Source organism: Actinomadura hibisca NBRC 15177 (assembly GCF_001552635.1).
In the GTDB taxonomy this organism is placed as follows: domain Bacteria; phylum Actinomycetota; class Actinomycetes; order Streptosporangiales; family Streptosporangiaceae; genus Spirillospora; species Spirillospora hibisca.
Genome location: NZ_BCRO01000012.1, coordinates 64584 through 81596, shown reverse-complemented (window position 1 = coordinate 81596; position 17013 = coordinate 64584). Strand labels below are relative to the sequence as shown.

Sequence of the window (17013 nt, the reverse complement as noted above, 5' to 3'; positions counted from 1 at the left end):
CACCTGCGCGAACGCGCGGGGCGGTCAGCCGCAGAACGCCTTCTCGGCGGCCTTCTTCAGCGCGGCCTGGAAGCGGGGCTGCGCCTCCAGTTCGGCGCTGGACTGGTTGTAGGTGATGACGGCCTGGCGCTTGCCGTCGGCGCTGGTGTAGGTCCAGGTCCGGTAGCCGGGCCAGCCGCCGTCGTGGCCCCACGCGATGCCGCAGGACAGGCGCTCCTTGGCGACGCCCAGGCCGTAGGCGTAGCGGGTGTCGCCGTCCTTGACGGTGTGGGTCGTGGTCATCTCGCGCTGGAGCTTGCGAGGTAGGAGGCGGCCGGTGAACAGGGCGCGGTGGAAGCGCGCCACGTCGTCCACGGTGGAGATGACGCCGCCGGACGTCCAGCCGCTGGACGGGCTCACCTCGGTGCTGACGTCGCCGTAGTCGCCCCAGTAGCCGTGCACGTAGGGGCCGGGGAAGAAGCGGTCGGTGGGCAGCGAGGTGTGACGCAGGCCGAGCGGGCGCAGGATGCGGTCGCGCAGCTCGGCGGCGAAGGTGTGGCCGCCCGCCTTCTCGATGATCATCCCGGCGAGGATGTAGTTGGTGTTGCTGTAGGTCGCGGTGCGGGACGGGGCCTGCTCCAGCGCGATGGCGACCAGCTCCTCCGGCTTCCAGTCGCGGCGGGGCTCGGTCCGGATGCGCGGGTCGAGGACGTACTCGGCGAGGCCGCTGGTGTGGCCCAGCAAGTCCCGGACGGTGATCTCGCGGCCGTCGTTGCCGTTGCCGCGCACCAGGCCGGGCAGCCAGCGGTCCACGGTGTCGTTGAGGGAGACCTTGCGCTCGGCGACGAGCTGGAGCAGGACGGTCGCGGTGAACGTCTTGGTGACGCTGGCGACGCGGACGTGCAGGCGCGGGTCCATGCGGGCGCCGGTGGCCTGGTCGGCGACCCCGGCGGTGGCGTGCGCGACGCGGCCGCCGCGCCGGGACATGATGATCACGCCGGGCTGCCCGGCGGCGACCAGGTCGTTCGCGGCGGCCTGGAGGCCGTGCGGCTGCGGCAGGGCTGCGTTAACGCCGTAAACAGGGATGGCGGTCGTGGCGGTCGCGGCGGGGGCCGCCAGACCGGCGGTCAGGGCGGCGGACAGGGCGGTGACGGTGAGAGCGCGTCGCATGTGTTCTCCTCGGTCGGGGTCGACGTGATCAACTCTGTCGGCGCGGCACGCTCCGGTTAATGGGCCTGAACACCGGGGGCGGGGTGTACCTGGGTACACCCCGGACTGTCGGAGGCGGCTGCCATCATGCGGGCATGGGCTTGGGCGAAGGCACGGGCGAGGGCATGGACGGCGAGCGCTGGTGGGGGATCGTCCACGACGCGCGGGCGGCGGTCGGCGCACGGGCCGACGACCGGGACGCGGCCGACGACCGGGACGCGGCCGACGATCCGCTGGTGGAGGCGGTGACCGAGCGGCTGGCGCGGCTGTCGCCCGAGGACATCGTCGCGTTCGACGTCCGGTACGTCGCGATCACCGACTCGGCCTACCGGCGGCCGTTGTGGAACGCGGCCTACCTCATCGAGGGCGGTTGCGGCGACGACGGCTTCATGGACTTCCGCGCCGGGCTGATGTTGCAGGGACGCGCGGCGTTCGAGCGGGCCGTCGCCGACCCCGACTCGCTGGCCGACCTGCCCGTGGTGCGGCGGATGGGTATCGAGGGCCGGGGCTGGCTCGGCTGCGAGGGCTTCTCGTACGCGGCGCGCGACGCCTACCGGCGGGCGCGCGGCGAGGCCGGCACGTTCGACGCGGCCATGGAGGCCGCGCTCAAGCGGACGGCGCGGCCCGCGCGCCCGGAGGGAGACGACTGGGACGTCGAGGACGAGGCCGAGACGCTCCGCCGCCTCCCCCGGCTGGCGGCGCTGTTCAGCGGCGCTGAGTCATGACCGTGTAGCGCGGGTCGGCGGCGCTGGCCTTCCCCGCCTCGAAGACGCCGAAGCGCGTGCACGCCGCCCCGGCCAGCAGCGCCAGGCCCGACAGCGCCGAGCCCGCGCGCGACCGGCGCGTGAGCGTCGCGCCGACGGCTCCGGCGGCGGTCAGGACCTTGGCGGCGAGCATCAGCGTGCCCGCGCGGCCTTTTCGCTGCGTCTCGGCCACGTCGCCCAGAGCGCGCTGCATGAGCGCGGTGGCGGTCAGGTCCAGGGTCGCGCCCAGGACGGCCGCGCCGCGCGCGGGCGAGGTCTGGTTCCTGGGCGCGGCCACCAGCATCAGCCCGGCGGCGGACGCGGCGGCCGATCCGGCGAACACGAACGGCATCTGCCGGTACGCGCCGTGCCAGGCGGGCACGGCGGTGTCGGAGATCAGCACGGCCGTGTAGGACACGACGGCGGGCCCGGTGAGCGCGGCCCAGCCGGTGGCGGCGCGGCCGACGCGCGGGAACAGGCCCGTCACGTCGGTGACGGCCGCGACCCCGGCGGCGGGGCCGTAGGCCAGCAGGATCCACGAGCCCATGCTCATCGGCGAGGTCGGCTTGAACACGCGCAACATGTTGACGAAGCGCTCGGGGCGGCCCAGGTCCTCGATCAGCGCGCCGGTGGACACCCCGATGGCGGCCAGCGCGCCGATCTTGCCCGCGCGGGCCATGGCGTGGCGGCCGGTCAGCTCCGACACCAGCGCGAGCACCGACGAGCCGCCCGCCAGGCCGCCCAGGAACAGGTAGCCCGCGATGTTCAGGGCCCGCCAGGTGGGCTGCTTGATGATGGGGCGGCCGTAGTAGGAGTCGGGCGTCGCCTTGGGCACCATCAGGCGCTCGCGGCCGCCCTTGGCCCCCGGCACCGCCTCCCGGCCGGGACGCTGGTCGCGCTCGCCCCCAGGAGTCACCTCGGTCTCGTTCATCGCCTGCTCCACGCGTAGACGGCGGCCATCCCGCCGATCAGGGTCGCGGCCGCCGCACCGGCGTGCTTCCACATGGACGGCAGGTCCTTTGTGGTGACGACCGGTGCCGGAGGGAGGCCGTAGGCTTCCGGCTCGTCGAGCAGCAGGAAGAACGCGCCGTTACCGCCGACGCCGTCGTCCGGGTCGTCGCCGTAGAGGCGCGCGTCGTGCACGCCCGCTTCCTGGAGCTGGTCCACGCGCGCGGCCGCGCGTTCGCGCAGCTCGTCCAGCGGGCCGTACTGGATGGAATCGGTGGGGCACGCCTTGGCGCAGGCCGGTTCCAGGTTGTCGGAGATCCGGTCGTAGCACATCGTGCACTTCCAGACCCGGCCGTCGTCCTTGCGCTGGTCGATGACGCCGTAGGGGCAGGCGGGCACGCAGTAGCCGCAACCGTTGCAGATGTCGGACTGCACGACGACGGTCCCGTACTCGGTGCGGAACAGCGCGCCGGTAGGGCACACGTCCAGGCACGCGGCGTGCGTGCAGTGCTTGCACACGTCCGACGCCATCAGCCAGCGGAAGTCGCCCCGCGCGTCGTTTTCGCTTGCCAGGCCCAGAACGTCGACGCCGCTGTAGTCCACGTCGCCGTAGTCCATGCCGGGGTCCTGCATACCGAGCGGCTTGCGCTGCTCGATGAACGCCACGTGCCGCCAGGTGTCGGCGCTCAGCCCCTGGGTGTTGTCGTAGGACATGCCCGTGAACGTCAGGCCGTCCTCGGGGATCGCGTTCCACTCCTTGCACGCGACCTCGCACGCCTTGCAGCCGATGCAGACCGAGGTGTCGGTGAAGAACCCCATGCGCTGCGGGTGGTTCTCGTAACCGGCGTCGCCCGCGACGTCGTGCAGCGGACCGGAGATGCGGCCCATCGTCATACCTCCATGCCGGTGTGCTGGTCTATTCCGGCCCGGCGCTGGTAGTCGCGGACCAGGTCGGGAAGGGCCGGGCCGCGCGGGCGGCGGCCGGGGCGGATGTCGGCGGTCAGCGCCTTGACCTCCTGGATGTGCACGTTGGGGTCGAGGCTGATGGCCGACAGCTCGTTGGCGGCGTCGCCGGTGGTGTAGCCGTTGGGGCCCCAGTGGTAGGGCAGGCCGATCTGGTGGACGGTCCGGCCCTGCACGCGCAGCGGCGCCATCCGCTCGGTCACCATGACGCGCGCCTCGATCGCGTTGCGCGCGGTGACGATCGTCGCCCAGCCGCCGTGCTCCAGCTCCCGTTCGGCGGCCAGCTCCGGGGAGATCTCGCAGAAGAACTCCGGTTGCAGCTCCGCCAGGTAGGGCGACCAGCGCGTCATCCCGCCCGCCGTGAAGTGCTCGGTGAGCCGGTAGGTGGTGACGACGTACGGGAACACCTCCGAGCCGGTGGGGTGGTACCGGTTGTGCTTGCGCGCGAACACCTGCCGGACGGGGTTGCGGTCGTGCCCGTACAGCGGGTTCTCGAACGGGGAGTCCTGCGGCTCGTAGTGCGTGGGCAGCGGCCCGTCCACGAGCCCGGCGGGCGCGAACAGCCAGCCCTTGCCGTCGGCCTGGAGGATGAACGGATCGGTGCCCGACAGCGCCGCCGGTCCCTGCGCGTCCTCCGGCGGCTCGTAGGACGGTTCCTTGTCGGCCTTGAAGTCGGGGACGTCGTGCCCGACCCACTTGCGTTCGGCCTCGTCCCACCACACCAGGGCCTTGCGCTCGCTCCACGGTTTGCCGTCCGGATCGGCCGACGCGCGGTTGTAGAGGATGCGGCGGTTGGCGGGCCACGCCCAGCCCCATTCGGCGGCGATCCAGTCCTGCTCGTCGCCGGGCTTGCGGCGGGCGGTCTGGTTGACGCCGTCGGCGTAGGAGCCGCAGTAGATCCAGCAGCCGCAGGTGGTGGAGCCGTCGTCCTTGAGCTGCTCGTAGGACGACAGCGGCGCGCCGTCCGGCCCGTGCCCGTTGATCTCGGCGAGCACCTCCTCGGCGTACGGCTCGTCCAGCGGCCCGTGCGTCGAGTAGTTCCAGGTCAGCTCCTGGACGGGCCGGTCGCGCGCCGCCGTCGAGTCCGCCAGCCGCTCCCGGATGATCCGGCCGAGGTGGTACATGAACCACAGGTCGCTGCGCGCCTCGCCGGACGGCTCGACGGCGGTGTGGTGCCACTGGAGCATGCGGTTGGTGTTGGTGAAGCTGCCCGCCTTCTCGGTGTGCGCGGCGGCGGGGAAGAAGAAGACCTCGGTGCCGATGTCGGCGGTGCGCAGCTCGCCGCTCTGGATCTCCGGGCCGTCCTTCCACCACGTGGCGCTCTCGATCAGCGAGAAGTCCCGCACGACCAGCCAGTCCAGGTTGGCCATGCCGAGCCGCTGCATCTTCGCGTTGGCCGACCCGACCGCCGGGTTCTCGCCCATCAGGAAGTAGCCCTTGCAGACGCCGTCCATCTGCGCGAGCACGGTGTCGTAGGTGCTGTGGCTGCCGGTGAGCCGGGGCAGGTGGTCGAAGCAGAACTGGTTGTCGGCGGTCGCGGCGTCGCCCCACCACGCCTTCAGCAGCGAGACCACGTAGGAGCGCATGTTGCCCCAGTAGCCCTTCTTGGCGGCGTCCCCGGCGACGAACGAGTCCAGGTCCTCGTGCAGGTGCGCGTGCGGCATCGGGATGTAGCCGGGCAGCAGGTCGAACAGCGTCGGGATGTCGCTGGAGCCCTGGATGCTGGCGTGCCCGCGCAACGACTGGATGCCGCCGCCGGGACGGCCGACGTTGCCCAGCAGCAGTTGCAGGATGCTCGCGGCGCGGATGTACTGCGACCCGACGGTGTGCTGCGTCCAGCCCACCGCGTAGGCGAACGCGCTGGTGCGGTCGCGGCCGGAGTTGCTGACCAGCGCGTCGCACACCTTCGCGAACAGCTCGGGCGGCACCCCGCACACCTGCTCCACCATCTCGGGCGTGTAGCGGGCGTAGTGGCGCTTGAGGATCTGGAACACCGTGCGCGGGTGCTCCAGCGTGGGGTCGGTGCGCGGCTCGTCCTCGTCCAGGGGCGCGCCGCCCGCGCCGTGGCTCTCGCTGCGCCCGGCCTCGGCGACCGAGGGCTGGTCCTCGTCGGACCGGCCCTTGCCGTAGTCGGAGTCGCGCTCGCCGGACGCCGCCACGATGTGCTGGCCCTCGTACTGCCAGCTGTCGGAGTCGTAGCTGCGGGACTCCGCGTCCAGGCCGGAGAACAGCCCGTCCAGGTCCTCGGTGTCGCGGAACTCCTCCGACACGAGGGTGGCGGCGTTGGTGTAGGACACCACGTAGTCGTGGAAGTAGGCCCCGGTGCGCAACACGTGGTTGATGATCGCGCCGAGGAACACGATGTCGGAGCCCGCGCGGATCGGCACGTGCACGTCGGCGACCGCGCTGGTGCGGGTGAAGCGCGGGTCCACGTGGATGATCGTCGCGCCGCGCGCCTTGGCCTCCATCACCCACTGGAAGCCGACCGGGTGCGCCTCGGCGAAGTTGGAGCCCTGCACGACGATGCAGTCGGAGTTCTGGAGGTCCTGGAGGAACATCGTCGAGCCGCCGCGCCCGAACGAGGTGCCGAGCCCCGCCACCGTCGCGCTGTGGCAGACCCGCGCCTGGTTCTCCACCTGGACGACGCCGAGCGCGGTGAACAACTTCTTGATGAGGTAGTTCTCCTCGTTGTCCAGCGTCGCGCCGCCCAGGCTGGCGATGCCGAGGGTGCGGTTGACGCGGGCGCCCTCGTCGTCGGTGTCCTGCCAGTTCCCGGCGCGGGTGTCCAGGACGCGGTCCACCACCATCCGCATGGCGGTGTCGAGGTCCAGCTCCTCCCAGTCCGCGGCGTGCGGGCGGCGGTAGAGGACCTTGTTACGGCGCGCGTCCCCGGTGGTGAGCTGGAGGGTCGCCGAGCCCTTGGGGCACAACCGCCCCCGGCTGACGGGCGAGTCGGGGTCGCCTTCGATCTGGACGACCCGCTCGTCCTTGACGTAGACCTTCTGGCCGCAACCCACCGCGCAGTAGGGGCAGACCGATTTCACCACCCGGTCGGCGGTCTGGATCTTCGACTGCCGCTCGGCCGTGTGGCCGGACTTGGCCGCAGCACCGCGTCCCAGCTTGTCCTGCCCGGTGACCTGCTTGTACACGGGCCAACCGTCGATCCACGTGCGCAGCCCCACGAGCCACCCCCAGCCAAGTAGCGCAACACCCGGCGCTTACCCCGCCGCGAGGGCGACCAACCGCGGCCCCCGCCGACCACGCGGGGGTTTGCCCAGATTTCAACAGCCGGCGGGGAAGCCCGCCTCCCGGACGGTCCTGGCGCGAAACGTGACGGTCCCGGCGGATAACGTCGGAATCCGGCCGCGAACGAAGGAGTCCGCCATGCTGCCCTGGTCCGCCGACCTCGCCGGACGGCTCGACGAGCACGTCATCAGCAGCGCCCTGCTGCGCGACAACCCGCTCAAGGACCCGGCCGACCGGCCGCTGACGGTGTACGTCCCGCCGGGCTACGACGACGACCCCGACCGCCGCTACCCGGTGGTGTACGTCATCCAGGGCTTCACCGGCCACACCGCCATGTGGCGCAACCGCGCGCCCTTCCGGCAGCCGTTCCCCGAGACCGCCGACGCCGTGTTCGCGCGCGGCGAGGCCCCGCCCGCCCTCCTGGTGTTCCCCGACACCTGGACCTCCTACGGCGGCAGCCAGTTCGTGGACTCCCCCGGCACCGGCCGCTACCACTCCTACCTGTGCGACGAGGTCGTGCCGTGGGTGGACGCGCGCTACCGGACGCTGGACGCGCCCGAGCACCGCGCCATCAGCGGCAAGTCCAGCGGCGGCTACGGCGCGATGATCACGCCGATGTTGCGGCCCGACCTGTTCGGCGCGTTCGCCACGCACGCCGGGGACGCCCTGTTCGAGTACGCCTACCAGGGCGACTTCCCCGGCGTCGTCCGCATCCTGCGCGACTACGAGGGCGACCCGGCGCGCTGGTGGGACGACTTCCGCTCGCGGGTGTCGTTCACCAAACCGGGCGACGAGAAGATGCTGGAGATCTACGCGATGGCGGCCTGCTACTCGGCCCGCCAGGACGGCACGCCCGAGCTGCCGTTCGACACCGTCACCGGCGTCATGCGCCCGGAGGTGTGGGAACGCTGGCTGGCAGTGGACCCCGTGCGGATGGCGTCCCGGTACGCCGAGGCGCTGCGGTCGCAGCGGGCGATCTGGATCGACGCCGGGACGCGCGACGAGTGGTCCCTCGACGTCGGCGCGGAGGCGTTCCGGCGCGCGCTCCTGGACAACGGCGTCGGCGAGGACGTGATCCACTTCGAGCTGTTCGACGCCGCGCACGGCGGCATCGACTACCGGTACCCGCTCGCGCTGGCCTGGCTCTGCGCGCGCATCGCGCCCTGACGCGCGCCCTGCGCGTCCCGCACGTCGGCGGCGGGCCCGCCCGGGTGTTCACCCCGGCCGGGCCCGCCGTTCACCCCGCATTGGACAGGCATTGAAAATCCAGTACTAAGCGGATTTATTGCCAACAACCCCCCACCGGGGTCTACTTCTGCACAGCTCATCCGGATGACCCCCTGTCCCTCCCGGAACGCAGCAGGAGACCCCTGTGAGATCCCCCTCCCTCGGGGCCGCGGCGATCGCCGCCGGTCTCGTCCTGGCGACGGCCGCCCCGGTCGCCGCCCGACCCTCCGCCCCCGCCGCCCCCGCCCCCGACCCCCGGGCCGTCGCGGCGGCGTCCGCCGACCGCCTGGTGGTCGCCAAGCCCGCCGTCTTCCGCAAGGCGGCCGAGGAGAAGGTCGTCCGCACCGGCGTGGTGTCGGGCGCCGGCGGCCTCCAGTACGTGTCCTACGAGCGCACCTACGACGGCCTGCCCGTCTACGGCGGCGACTTCGTCGTGGTCACCAACAAGACCGGCGCGGTGCTGAGCACCAGCGTCGCCCAGTCCGGCAAGCTCGACGTCGGCACCAAGCCGTCGCTGCCCGCCGCCAAGGCCACCGCGACGGCCCGCGCCGAGCTCACCAAGGCCGACGGCGCGAGCGCGCCCAAGCTCACCGTGCTCGCCGAGGGCAAGGGCCGCCTGGTGTACGAGGTCATCGTCACCGGCACCCTCAAGAAGAAGCCCGCCAAGCTGCACGTCTACGTGGACGCCGCGTCCGGCGAGGTCGCGCGCACCTGGGACGAGGTGACCCCGGCCGCCGACGACCAGAGCTACTACCACGGCACCGTGGACATCAGCACCCAGCCCACCTCCATGACCGACCCCAACCGCTCGGGCCTGCGCTGCGGCGGCCAGAACGGCAGCGCCTACACCGGCCCCGACAGCGCCTGGGGCAACGGCAGCGGCACCAACCTGGAAACCGCGTGCGTGGACACGCTGTACGCCGCGCAGAAGGAATGGGACATGCTGGGCGCCTGGCTCGGGCGCAGCGGCATCAACGGCTCCGGCGGCGGCTTCCCCGCCCGCGTCGGCCTCGCCGACGTCAACGCCTACTGGAACGGCAGCTACACCAACTTCGGCCACAACCAGGCCAACACCCGGCAGGCCACCTCGGTGGACGTGGTCGCGCACGAGTACGGCCACGCCATCTTCCAGACCACGCCCGGCGGCTCCGGCGGCGGCAGCGGCAACGAGAAGGGCGGCATGAACGAGTCGGCCGGCGACATCTTCGGCGCGCTGACCGAGCACTACATCAACGAGCCCGCCGCCTACGACCCGCCGGACTACCTGGTCGGCGAGGAAGTGGACCTGGTCGGCCAGGGCCCGATCCGCAACATGTACAACCCGTCGGCGGTCGGCGACCCCAACTGCTACTCCTCCTCGATCCCGAGCACCGAGGTGCACGCGGCGGCCGGTCCGCAGAACCACTGGTTCTACCTGCTGGCCGAGGGCTCCAACCCGGGCGGCGGCAAGCCCTCCAGCCCGACCTGCAACAGCTCCACGGTGACCGGCATCGGCATCCAGAAGGCCGGGCAGATCTTCATGGGCGGCCTGAACCGCAAGGTCACCGCCTGGAGCCACGCCCGCGCCCGGCTGGAGACGGTGAACGCCGCCGTGCAGCTGTTCCCGGGCTCGGCGACCGAGTGCAACGCGGTCAAGGCGGCCTGGAGCGCCGTCAGCGTCCCGGCGCAGTCCGGCGAGGCGTCCTGCGGCACCCAGCAGAACGACTTCTCGCTGTCGCTCAGCCCGACCTCGGGCAGCGCGCAGGCGGGCGGCTCGGTCACCGCGACCGTCAGCACCCAGACCACCGGCGGCAGCGCGCAGCAGGTGGCGCTGTCGGCGACGAGCACGCCCGGCGGCCCGACCGCCACGTTCTCGCCCGCGACGGTGACCTCCGGGCAGTCGGCCACCATGACCGTCAACGTCCCGGCGGGCACGCCCAACGGCACCTACACCCTGACGGTCCTCGGTGACGGCGCGAGCGTGGACCGCACCGCCACCTACACCCTCACCGTCGGCGGCGGCGGGCCCGGCGGCACCGTCTTCACCGACGACTTCTCCACCGACAAGGGCTGGACGGTCAACCCCGGCGGCACCGACACCGCCACCTCCGGGAAGTTCGAGCGCGGCACCGCGCAGGCCACCAGCTACAGCGGCACCGCGCTCCAGCTCGCGGGCACCACGCTGGTCACCGGCGCGAGCGCCGGGGCCGACGCCGGGGCCAACGACGTGGACGGCGGCGTCACCAGCGCCCAGTCGCCCGCGATCACCCTGCCGAGCGGCACCGTGTCGCTCAGCCTGTCGTGGTACCTGGGCCACCTGAACAACGCCTCGGCCACCGACTACCTGCGGGTGCGGGTCGTCGGCCCGAACGGTTCCACCACCGTGGTGAACCAGGCGGCCTCGGCCACCAACCGCGCGGCGGCCTGGCAGACCGCGACCGCGAACCTGTCGGCCTACGCCGGGCAGTCGGTCCGCATCGTGGTGGACGTCGCCGACGCGGGCACCGCCAGCCTCGTCGAGGGCGCCCTCGACAACGTCCAGATCACCAGCTCCTGATCGCCCGGTCCGGGGCGGCGGCGCCCATCAGTCCCTCCCCCTTGGGCTCCGCCGCCCCGGACCGGTCCCTTCCCCCCGGAGGAACCCATGAGATCCCGTGTGCTCGCGGGCGCGGTCGCCCTGGCATTGTCGACCGCACTGTCGGCCGCGCTGACCGGCGGAACGGTCGCCAACGCCGCCGCGCCGAGGACGGCCGCCGCCGCGCCCGACATCCCGCTCGCCAACGTCAAGGCCCACCTGACGCAACTCCAGTCGATCGCGACCAGCAACGGCGGGAACCGCGCCCACGGCCGTCCCGGCTACCGCGCCTCGCTCGACTACGTGAAGGCCAAGCTGGACGCCGCCGGATTCCAGACCACGATCCAGTCGTTCACCGCCAGCGGCGCGACCGGCTACAACCTCATCGCCGACTGGCCCGGCGGCGACGCCAACCAGGTGCTCATGACCGGCGCGCACCTGGACAGCGTGACGGCCGGGCCGGGCATCAACGACAACGGCTCCGGCTCGGCCGCCATCCTGGAGACCGCCCTCGCCGTCTCCCGCGCGGGCCTCCAGCCCGCCAAGCACCTGCGCTTCGCCTGGTGGGGCGCGGAGGAACTGGGCCTGCTCGGCTCCAACTACTACACCGCCAACCTGCCCTCGGCCGAGCGCAGCAAGATCAAGGGCTACCTGAACTTCGACATGGTCGGCTCGCCCAACCCCGGCTACTTCGCCTACGACGGCGACGGCTCCAGCGGCAGCGGCGGCCCGGCGGGCTCGGCCGAGATCGAGAGCACGCTGCGCGCCTACTTCTCCTCGATCGGCGTGACCGTCCAGGACACCGCCTTCGACGGCCGCTCCGACTACGGCGGCTTCATCCGCTACGGCATCCCGGCGGGCGGCATGTTCACCGGCGCCGAGGGCCGCAAGACCACCGCGCAGGCGCAACTGTGGGGCGGCACGGCGGGCACCGCCTTCGACCGCTGCTACCACGCCTCCTGCGACACCACGAGCAACATCAACGACACCGCGCTGGACCGCAACTCCGACGCCATCGCCTACGCGGTGTGGACGCTCGGCGGCACCGGCACCCCGCCCGGCGAGACCGTCTACAGCGACGACTTCGCCACCGACAAGGGCTGGACGGCCAACCCCGGCGGCACCGACACCGCCACCTCCGGCAGGTTCGAGCGGGCCACCGCGCAGGCCACCACCTACAGCGGGACCGCGCTCCAGCTCGCCGGATCGTCCCTGGTCACGGGCGCGAGCGCGGGAGCCGACGCCGGGACCAACGACCTGGACGGCGGCACCACCAGCATCCAGTCCGCGCCGATCACCCTGCCCGCGGGGACGTTGCGGCTGTCGTTCTCCTGGTACCTGGGGCACCTGAACAACGCCTCGGCCACCGACTACCTGCGGGTGCGGGTCGTCGGCCCGAACGGCTCGACCACCGTCCTCAACCAGACGGCCTCGGCGACCAACCGCGCGGCGGCCTGGCAGACGGCGAACGCCGACCTGTCGGCCTACGCCGGGCAGTCGGTCCGCATCCTGGTGGACGCGGCCGACGCGGGCACCGCGAGCCTGGTCGAGGCGGGCGTGGACAACCTGACCATCACCAGGTCCTGACCACCGCCCGCCGGTGCGAATTCCCCGTACAGGCGATGTGAAAAACCCCGAGGAACGGCCCCTTCGATGACCCGACGCCACCACTCCCGCCGCAGCTCAGCGCCGCTTTTCAGAACATTCGACGGCCTGTGCTCCGGCATTGAAAATCCAGTGGCGAATGGATTCATTGACACGGGCCGGATATCACGGTGCACTGCTGCTCAGCTCATCCGGATGAGTCCCCCTCTCCAAGACAACGGATCGGAACCCCGCCCCAGCGCACCGCGACGTCCCCGCCTCGGAACGCTCGCGGATGCGGCCGCCCCCGCCCGGCCGCATCCGCGTGAGCACCACCGCGGGGTCCCCCTCCACAGTCGAACGCCCGGCCCGGCGGACCCTCCCGCCCACAAGGCGGCCGCGGGCCGGGTACCGGAAGGAGCACCCCTGTGAAACGCCCTACCGCGCTCGCCCTGGCCGCGCTCGCCGCCGCCGCGACGGTGTTCGTCCCCGTGACGAACGCCTCGGCGGCCACCGATGACGGTTCGTACGGCCGCAGCGGCTCGTACGGACGCGATGGTTCGTACGGCCGCGAAGGCGGTTCCTACGGACGCACCGGCTCGTACGGCCGTACCGGCTCGTACGGGTGATGCGCCCCGCGGGGACCGGATCGGCCCCTCCGCCACAGCTCCCATGTGAGCCCGGCGGTCCCCGCGAGCGCGTGAGGTGAGACGGGCCGTACGGGACGACTCTCGGCCCGGCCCGTACGGTCTTACCCCCAGCCCCCTCTCGACCGCCCCCCGCACGGCCCCCGGCACCGGATCTCCTGGTGCCGGGGGCCGAACACTTTCCCGGGACGGCGGACTGTCGGTGGCGGGGGTCACAATGGCGGCATGTGCCGCAGCATCAAGACCCTTCGCCCGCCGATGACCGAGGACGTGACCGACGAGGACGTGCGGGCCGCCGCGCTCCAGTACGTCCGCAAGATCTCCGGTTTCCGCGCGCCCGCCGCCCACAACGCCGAGGCGTTCGACCGTGCCGTGGAGGAGATCGCCGCCGCGACCGCCACGCTGCTGGACTCGCTACAGGTGCGGGGCCGCCGCCCGGCCTGACGCCCGCGACGGCCGTCCGCGTCTCGACGGACCGGGCCGCGCCAAACCGGCCGCGCCAAGCCGGACCCATCGGGAACTGAACGCCGGGCCACCCCGGTCACACGGCCGTCCAATATCGGCGGCCACTATCCCCGGAAAAGGGCATGACTCTATGCCCATCATTCCGCTCGGCGGTTCGCGAGCGGCCCCACCACGCTAGGTTGCTCCAGTATGGCCCAGTGACTCCCGCGCGGTGGCGCTCGCCCTTGACCGGCTCGCCCCTCTCCGGCCCGGCTTTCTCCGGCCCGTCCCTTCCCGGCACGCCTCCGCGGGAAAGCCGATGACCCCGCCGCGCCCGGATCTCAAGACCGCGCTGCCCGACCTGCGCGACGTCCCCCTCGACCGGCTCGCCGAGCTGGGCGACTCCCCGCTGGCCCGGTCGATCGCCCTGTACCGGCGCCGGTTGCGCGAGACCGGCACACCGCTCAGCTCGTTCAACGCGCGGATCTAGGCCCGCGCCGTGATCACCGGGCACCGGCTGCCGGTCGCCGACTTCACCGCGCTCGCGGCGGGCGGCGGGGACGCGGGGGTGTTGCGACGCCTGCGCGAGGCCGAGCGCAGCAAGCACGTCCTGATGGTGTGGGCGATCGCCGGGGCGGCGGCGGGCAGGCCGGGCGCCGCCGCCTTCCAGGACGCGTTCGACCTGCTCGCCCGCGTCCAGGAGGCCGTCCCCGACGCCTACGCCTGGCTGCTGGGCCTGCCGCACCTGGGGTCGTGGGCGCACGACTGTCTGGTGCATCTGGACCGGGGCTCGCCGATCGACCTCGCGCAGCTCGCCTGCCTGGCCGCCGCCGCGGCCGTGCGGGCGGGCGTGCCGTTCGCGCTGGACGTGCCGGTGCACGAGGGACGCGTCAGGTTGCCGGGCCTCGGCGCAGCACGCCTCGGCACTGACCGCCCTTGGATCCACGTGCGCGGCGACGCCGAAACCGTCGCCTTCGGCGAGCACCTAACCCTGAACCGCACCCTGCTGACCCCCGACGACGGCACCCGTCCGCCCATCCCCCACTGGGAGGGCACACCGCTGGTGCGTGCCGAAGCTGCCGGGATCTGCTGGGAAGTGCTGCTGGAGACGGCCGACCCCTACCTCGACCGCTACTCGCTGCCCATGACGCAGGACATGCCCGCCCCCGACGTCGAACGCTGGCGGCGACGCGTCCAGGACGCGTGGCGGCTGCTGGCGTCGCACCACCGCTGGGCCGCCGAGCCCATCGCGGAGGCGCTGCCGGTGCTGGTCCCGCTGACCCCGCGCCGCGCCACCGACCTGGTGAGCGCGACGACCCCGGCCGCGTTCGGGGCGGTGGCCACCTCGTGGCCGGACGAGGTCGCGACGCTGGCCGAGACGCTGGTGCACGAGTTCCAGCACCTGAAACTGTGCGGCCTGCTGGACCTGATCCCCCTCGTGGGCACGGGCGGCCCGCAGGTCTACGCCCCCTGGCGACAGGACCCCCGCCCTGCCGGCGGCCTCCTGCAAGGAATCTACGCACATCTGGGCATCGCGCGGTTCTGGAGCGTCCAGCACGAGGCGGAGACCGAGCCCGACGCCGTCCTGCACGCGCAGGCGTCGTTCGCGCGCTGGCGCGCGACGCTGGCCCCGACCGTCCGGACGCTCAAGGCGACCGGCCTGCTGACCGAGCAGGGCGAACACTTCGTGACGGTCCTGAACGCGCACGGCCGCGCCCTCACCGGCGCACCCCTCCCCGACGAGCCCCGCCGCATCGCCGCCGAAGCCGCCCTGGACCACCGCCTGACCTGGCTGCTGAGGCACGTCCACCACTCCCCGGACACGATCGCCGCCGCCGCGAACGCCTTCCGCGAAGGCCACACTTCCGTCGCCCCGCCACCATCACCAGGCGAGATCGTGCCCGACACCCGCAAAGTGGTGGCCGACGCACGAACCCGAGCCCTCAACCTGCGCTACCTGGACCCATCCCGCTACCGAGCGCTGTACACGGGCAACCCGACCACGTCCCTCAGCAACGCCGACGCCCTGCTGCTCGACGGCGCGGACGACACCGCCGTCAAGGCGTACCGCGAGCTGATCCTCGACTCCCCCGAGCCCCGCCCGGACGCCTGGATCGGCCTCGCGCTCGCCCTGCACCGGCTGCCCCCCTCCCCGGCCGCCACTGGGCTCACCGCCCACCTCCCGCTCGTCTTCGACGTGCACACCCTGCTCAGCGGCAGCGTCGAACCGGTCGATCCGCTGGATTTGGCGGGCCGCTTCGCATGAGCACCGAGCAGTTGAGCACCGGGCACCCCGCCCCCTGGCCCCTGCTCGATCTAGACGTGGCGCGGCAGCGTGCACGAGGACACCGCCCGGTCCCGTTCCGGCAGTTCATCCTCAAGATCCAGAGCACATGCAACCTCTCCTGCACCTACTGCTACGTCTACGAGATGGCCGACCAGGGCTGGCGCGACCAGCCCCGGCGGATGAGCGCCGCCACCGTCGAGCAGACCGTCCAACGAATCGCCGAGCACGCCCGCGCACACGACCTGCGGCACGTCGAAGTCGTGCTGCACGGCGGAGAACCGCTGCTGGCGGGCGCGGACTGGATCACTGGCCTCGTGCAACGGCTGCGCGCCGAGGTCCCCGCCGAGGTCGCCATGTCCGCCCAGACCAACGGCACCGTGCTCACCCCGTCGCTGCTGCGCGCCCTCGCCGCGCACGGCGTCCGGCTCGGCGTCAGCCTGGACGGCGGCGCGGTCGCCACCGGACGGCACCGGCTGCTGCCCAGCGGCCGCAGCAGCTTCCCCCGCGTCGCGGCCGGGCTGCGGCTGCTCAACTCGCCCGAGTTCCGCGACGTCTACAGCGGGCTGCTGTGCACCGTCGACGTCCACAACGACCCCGTGGACACCTACGAGGAGCTGCTGGCGTTCGAGCCACCCGCCCTCGATCTGCTGCTGCCGCACGCGCACTGGGGCAGCGAGCCCCGCGCCGGGCACGGCGAATGGCTGATCGCGGTGTTCGACCGCTGGTACTCGGCGGTGCGGCAGGAGACCTCGGTCCGCATGTTCGAGGAACTGATCCAGCTCGTGTACGGCGCGGCCGGGGCGGTGGAGACGCTGGGCCTGCTGCCCGCCTCGCTGATCGGGGTGGACACCGACGGCTCGATCCGGCAGCTCGACTCGCTCGCCGCCGCCTACGACGGGGCCGCGCACACCGGCCTGCACGTCGCCGCCGACCCCTTCGACGCCGCGCTCGACCATCCCACCACCGTCGCCCGCCAGATCGGCGCGGACGCCCTGTCCGACGCGTGCCGCGCCTGCCCCGTCATGGACGTCTGCGGCGGCGGCTTCTACCCGCACCGCTACCGGCCCGGCGCGGGCTTCCGCAACCCGTCGGTCTACTGCGCGGACCTGAAACGGCTCATCGAGCACGTCAGCGCACGCGTACTCGGCGATCTGGCCCGACTCGGCACACCCTCCTAGGCCC

Annotated in this window: 13 protein-coding genes; 9 read left to right on the top strand and 4 right to left on the bottom strand. The window is 72.6% G+C overall.

Features of this window, described 5'->3' with window-relative positions; genetic code table 11:
- Positions 1-24: 24 nt before the first annotated feature.
- On the bottom strand, positions 25-1149 hold the full coding sequence (locus AH6_RS06435; RefSeq protein WP_067475167.1) for a serine hydrolase domain-containing protein: 1125 nt from the start codon (positions 1147-1149) through the stop codon (positions 25-27).
- A gap of 134 nt (positions 1150-1283) precedes the next feature.
- On the opposite strand from AH6_RS06435, the gene AH6_RS06430 reads away from it, so the two are divergent.
- The gene (locus AH6_RS06430; RefSeq protein WP_218005734.1) at positions 1284-1913 is read left to right on the top strand and encodes a DUF4240 domain-containing protein; all 630 of its coding nucleotides are present in this window, start codon (positions 1284-1286) and stop codon (positions 1911-1913) included.
- Here the strand turns inward: AH6_RS06430 and nrfD are convergent.
- The 3 genes from nrfD to fdh all read right to left on the bottom strand — a co-directional run bounded on the left by nrfD (position 1894) and on the right by fdh (position 7024).
- Complete coding sequence (gene nrfD / locus AH6_RS06425; RefSeq protein WP_067475164.1) at positions 1894-2862, bottom strand: NrfD/PsrC family molybdoenzyme membrane anchor subunit; 969 nt, start codon at positions 2860-2862, stop codon at positions 1894-1896. The two genes, AH6_RS06430 and nrfD, sit on opposite strands and share 20 nt — an antisense overlap.
- Positions 2859-3698 carry a 4Fe-4S dicluster domain-containing protein gene (locus AH6_RS06420; RefSeq protein WP_245679223.1) on the bottom strand — a complete coding sequence of 280 codons (840 nt, stop codon included), beginning with the start codon at positions 3696-3698 and terminating at the stop codon, positions 2859-2861. The genes nrfD and AH6_RS06420 overlap by 4 nt, the downstream gene beginning before the upstream one ends.
- Positions 3699-3769: 71 nt before the next feature.
- On the bottom strand, positions 3770-7024 hold the full coding sequence (gene fdh, locus AH6_RS06415) for a formate dehydrogenase (protein ID WP_067475161.1): 3255 nt from the start codon (positions 7022-7024) through the stop codon (positions 3770-3772).
- Between the two features lie 202 nt (positions 7025-7226).
- On the opposite strand from fdh, the gene AH6_RS06410 reads away from it, so the two are divergent.
- The 8 genes from AH6_RS06410 (at position 7227) to AH6_RS06380 (ending at position 17009) form a co-directional block, all read left to right on the top strand.
- Positions 7227-8255, top strand: coding sequence for an alpha/beta hydrolase (locus AH6_RS06410; protein ID WP_067475154.1), 1029 nt, complete (start codon positions 7227-7229; stop codon positions 8253-8255).
- Between the two features lie 205 nt (positions 8256-8460).
- Entirely contained in the window at positions 8461-10851 is a 2391-nt protein-coding gene (locus tag AH6_RS06405) for a M4 family metallopeptidase (RefSeq protein WP_067475151.1), read from the top strand.
- Positions 10852-10938: 87 nt separating this feature from the next.
- The gene (locus AH6_RS06400) at positions 10939-12456 is read left to right on the top strand and encodes a M28 family metallopeptidase (protein WP_067475148.1); all 1518 of its coding nucleotides are present in this window, start codon (positions 10939-10941) and stop codon (positions 12454-12456) included.
- A 425-nt stretch (positions 12457-12881) separates the two neighbouring features.
- Entirely contained in the window at positions 12882-13082 is a 201-nt protein-coding gene (locus AH6_RS06395) for a hypothetical protein (protein ID WP_067475145.1), read from the top strand.
- Positions 13083-13325: 243 nt separating this feature from the next.
- Positions 13326-13544, top strand: a complete 219-nt coding sequence (locus AH6_RS06390; RefSeq protein WP_067475140.1) for a DUF2277 domain-containing protein — start codon at positions 13326-13328, stop codon at positions 13542-13544.
- Positions 13545-13863: 319 nt separating this feature from the next.
- Positions 13864-14034, top strand: coding sequence for an FxSxx-COOH-like cyclophane-containing RiPP peptide (locus AH6_RS43475; RefSeq protein ID WP_157431300.1), 171 nt, complete (start codon positions 13864-13866; stop codon positions 14032-14034).
- A gap of 9 nt (positions 14035-14043) precedes the next feature.
- Positions 14044-15810 (top strand): aKG-HExxH-type peptide beta-hydroxylase, encoded by a 1767-nt coding sequence (locus tag AH6_RS06385; protein WP_067475137.1) that lies wholly within the window; start codon positions 14044-14046, stop codon positions 15808-15810.
- A complete protein-coding gene (locus AH6_RS06380; protein ID WP_067475134.1) occupies positions 15807-17009 on the top strand; it encodes an FxsB family cyclophane-forming radical SAM/SPASM peptide maturase in 1203 nt (400 codons plus the stop codon). The genes AH6_RS06385 and AH6_RS06380 overlap by 4 nt, the downstream gene beginning before the upstream one ends.
- Positions 17010-17013 lie beyond the last annotated feature (4 nt).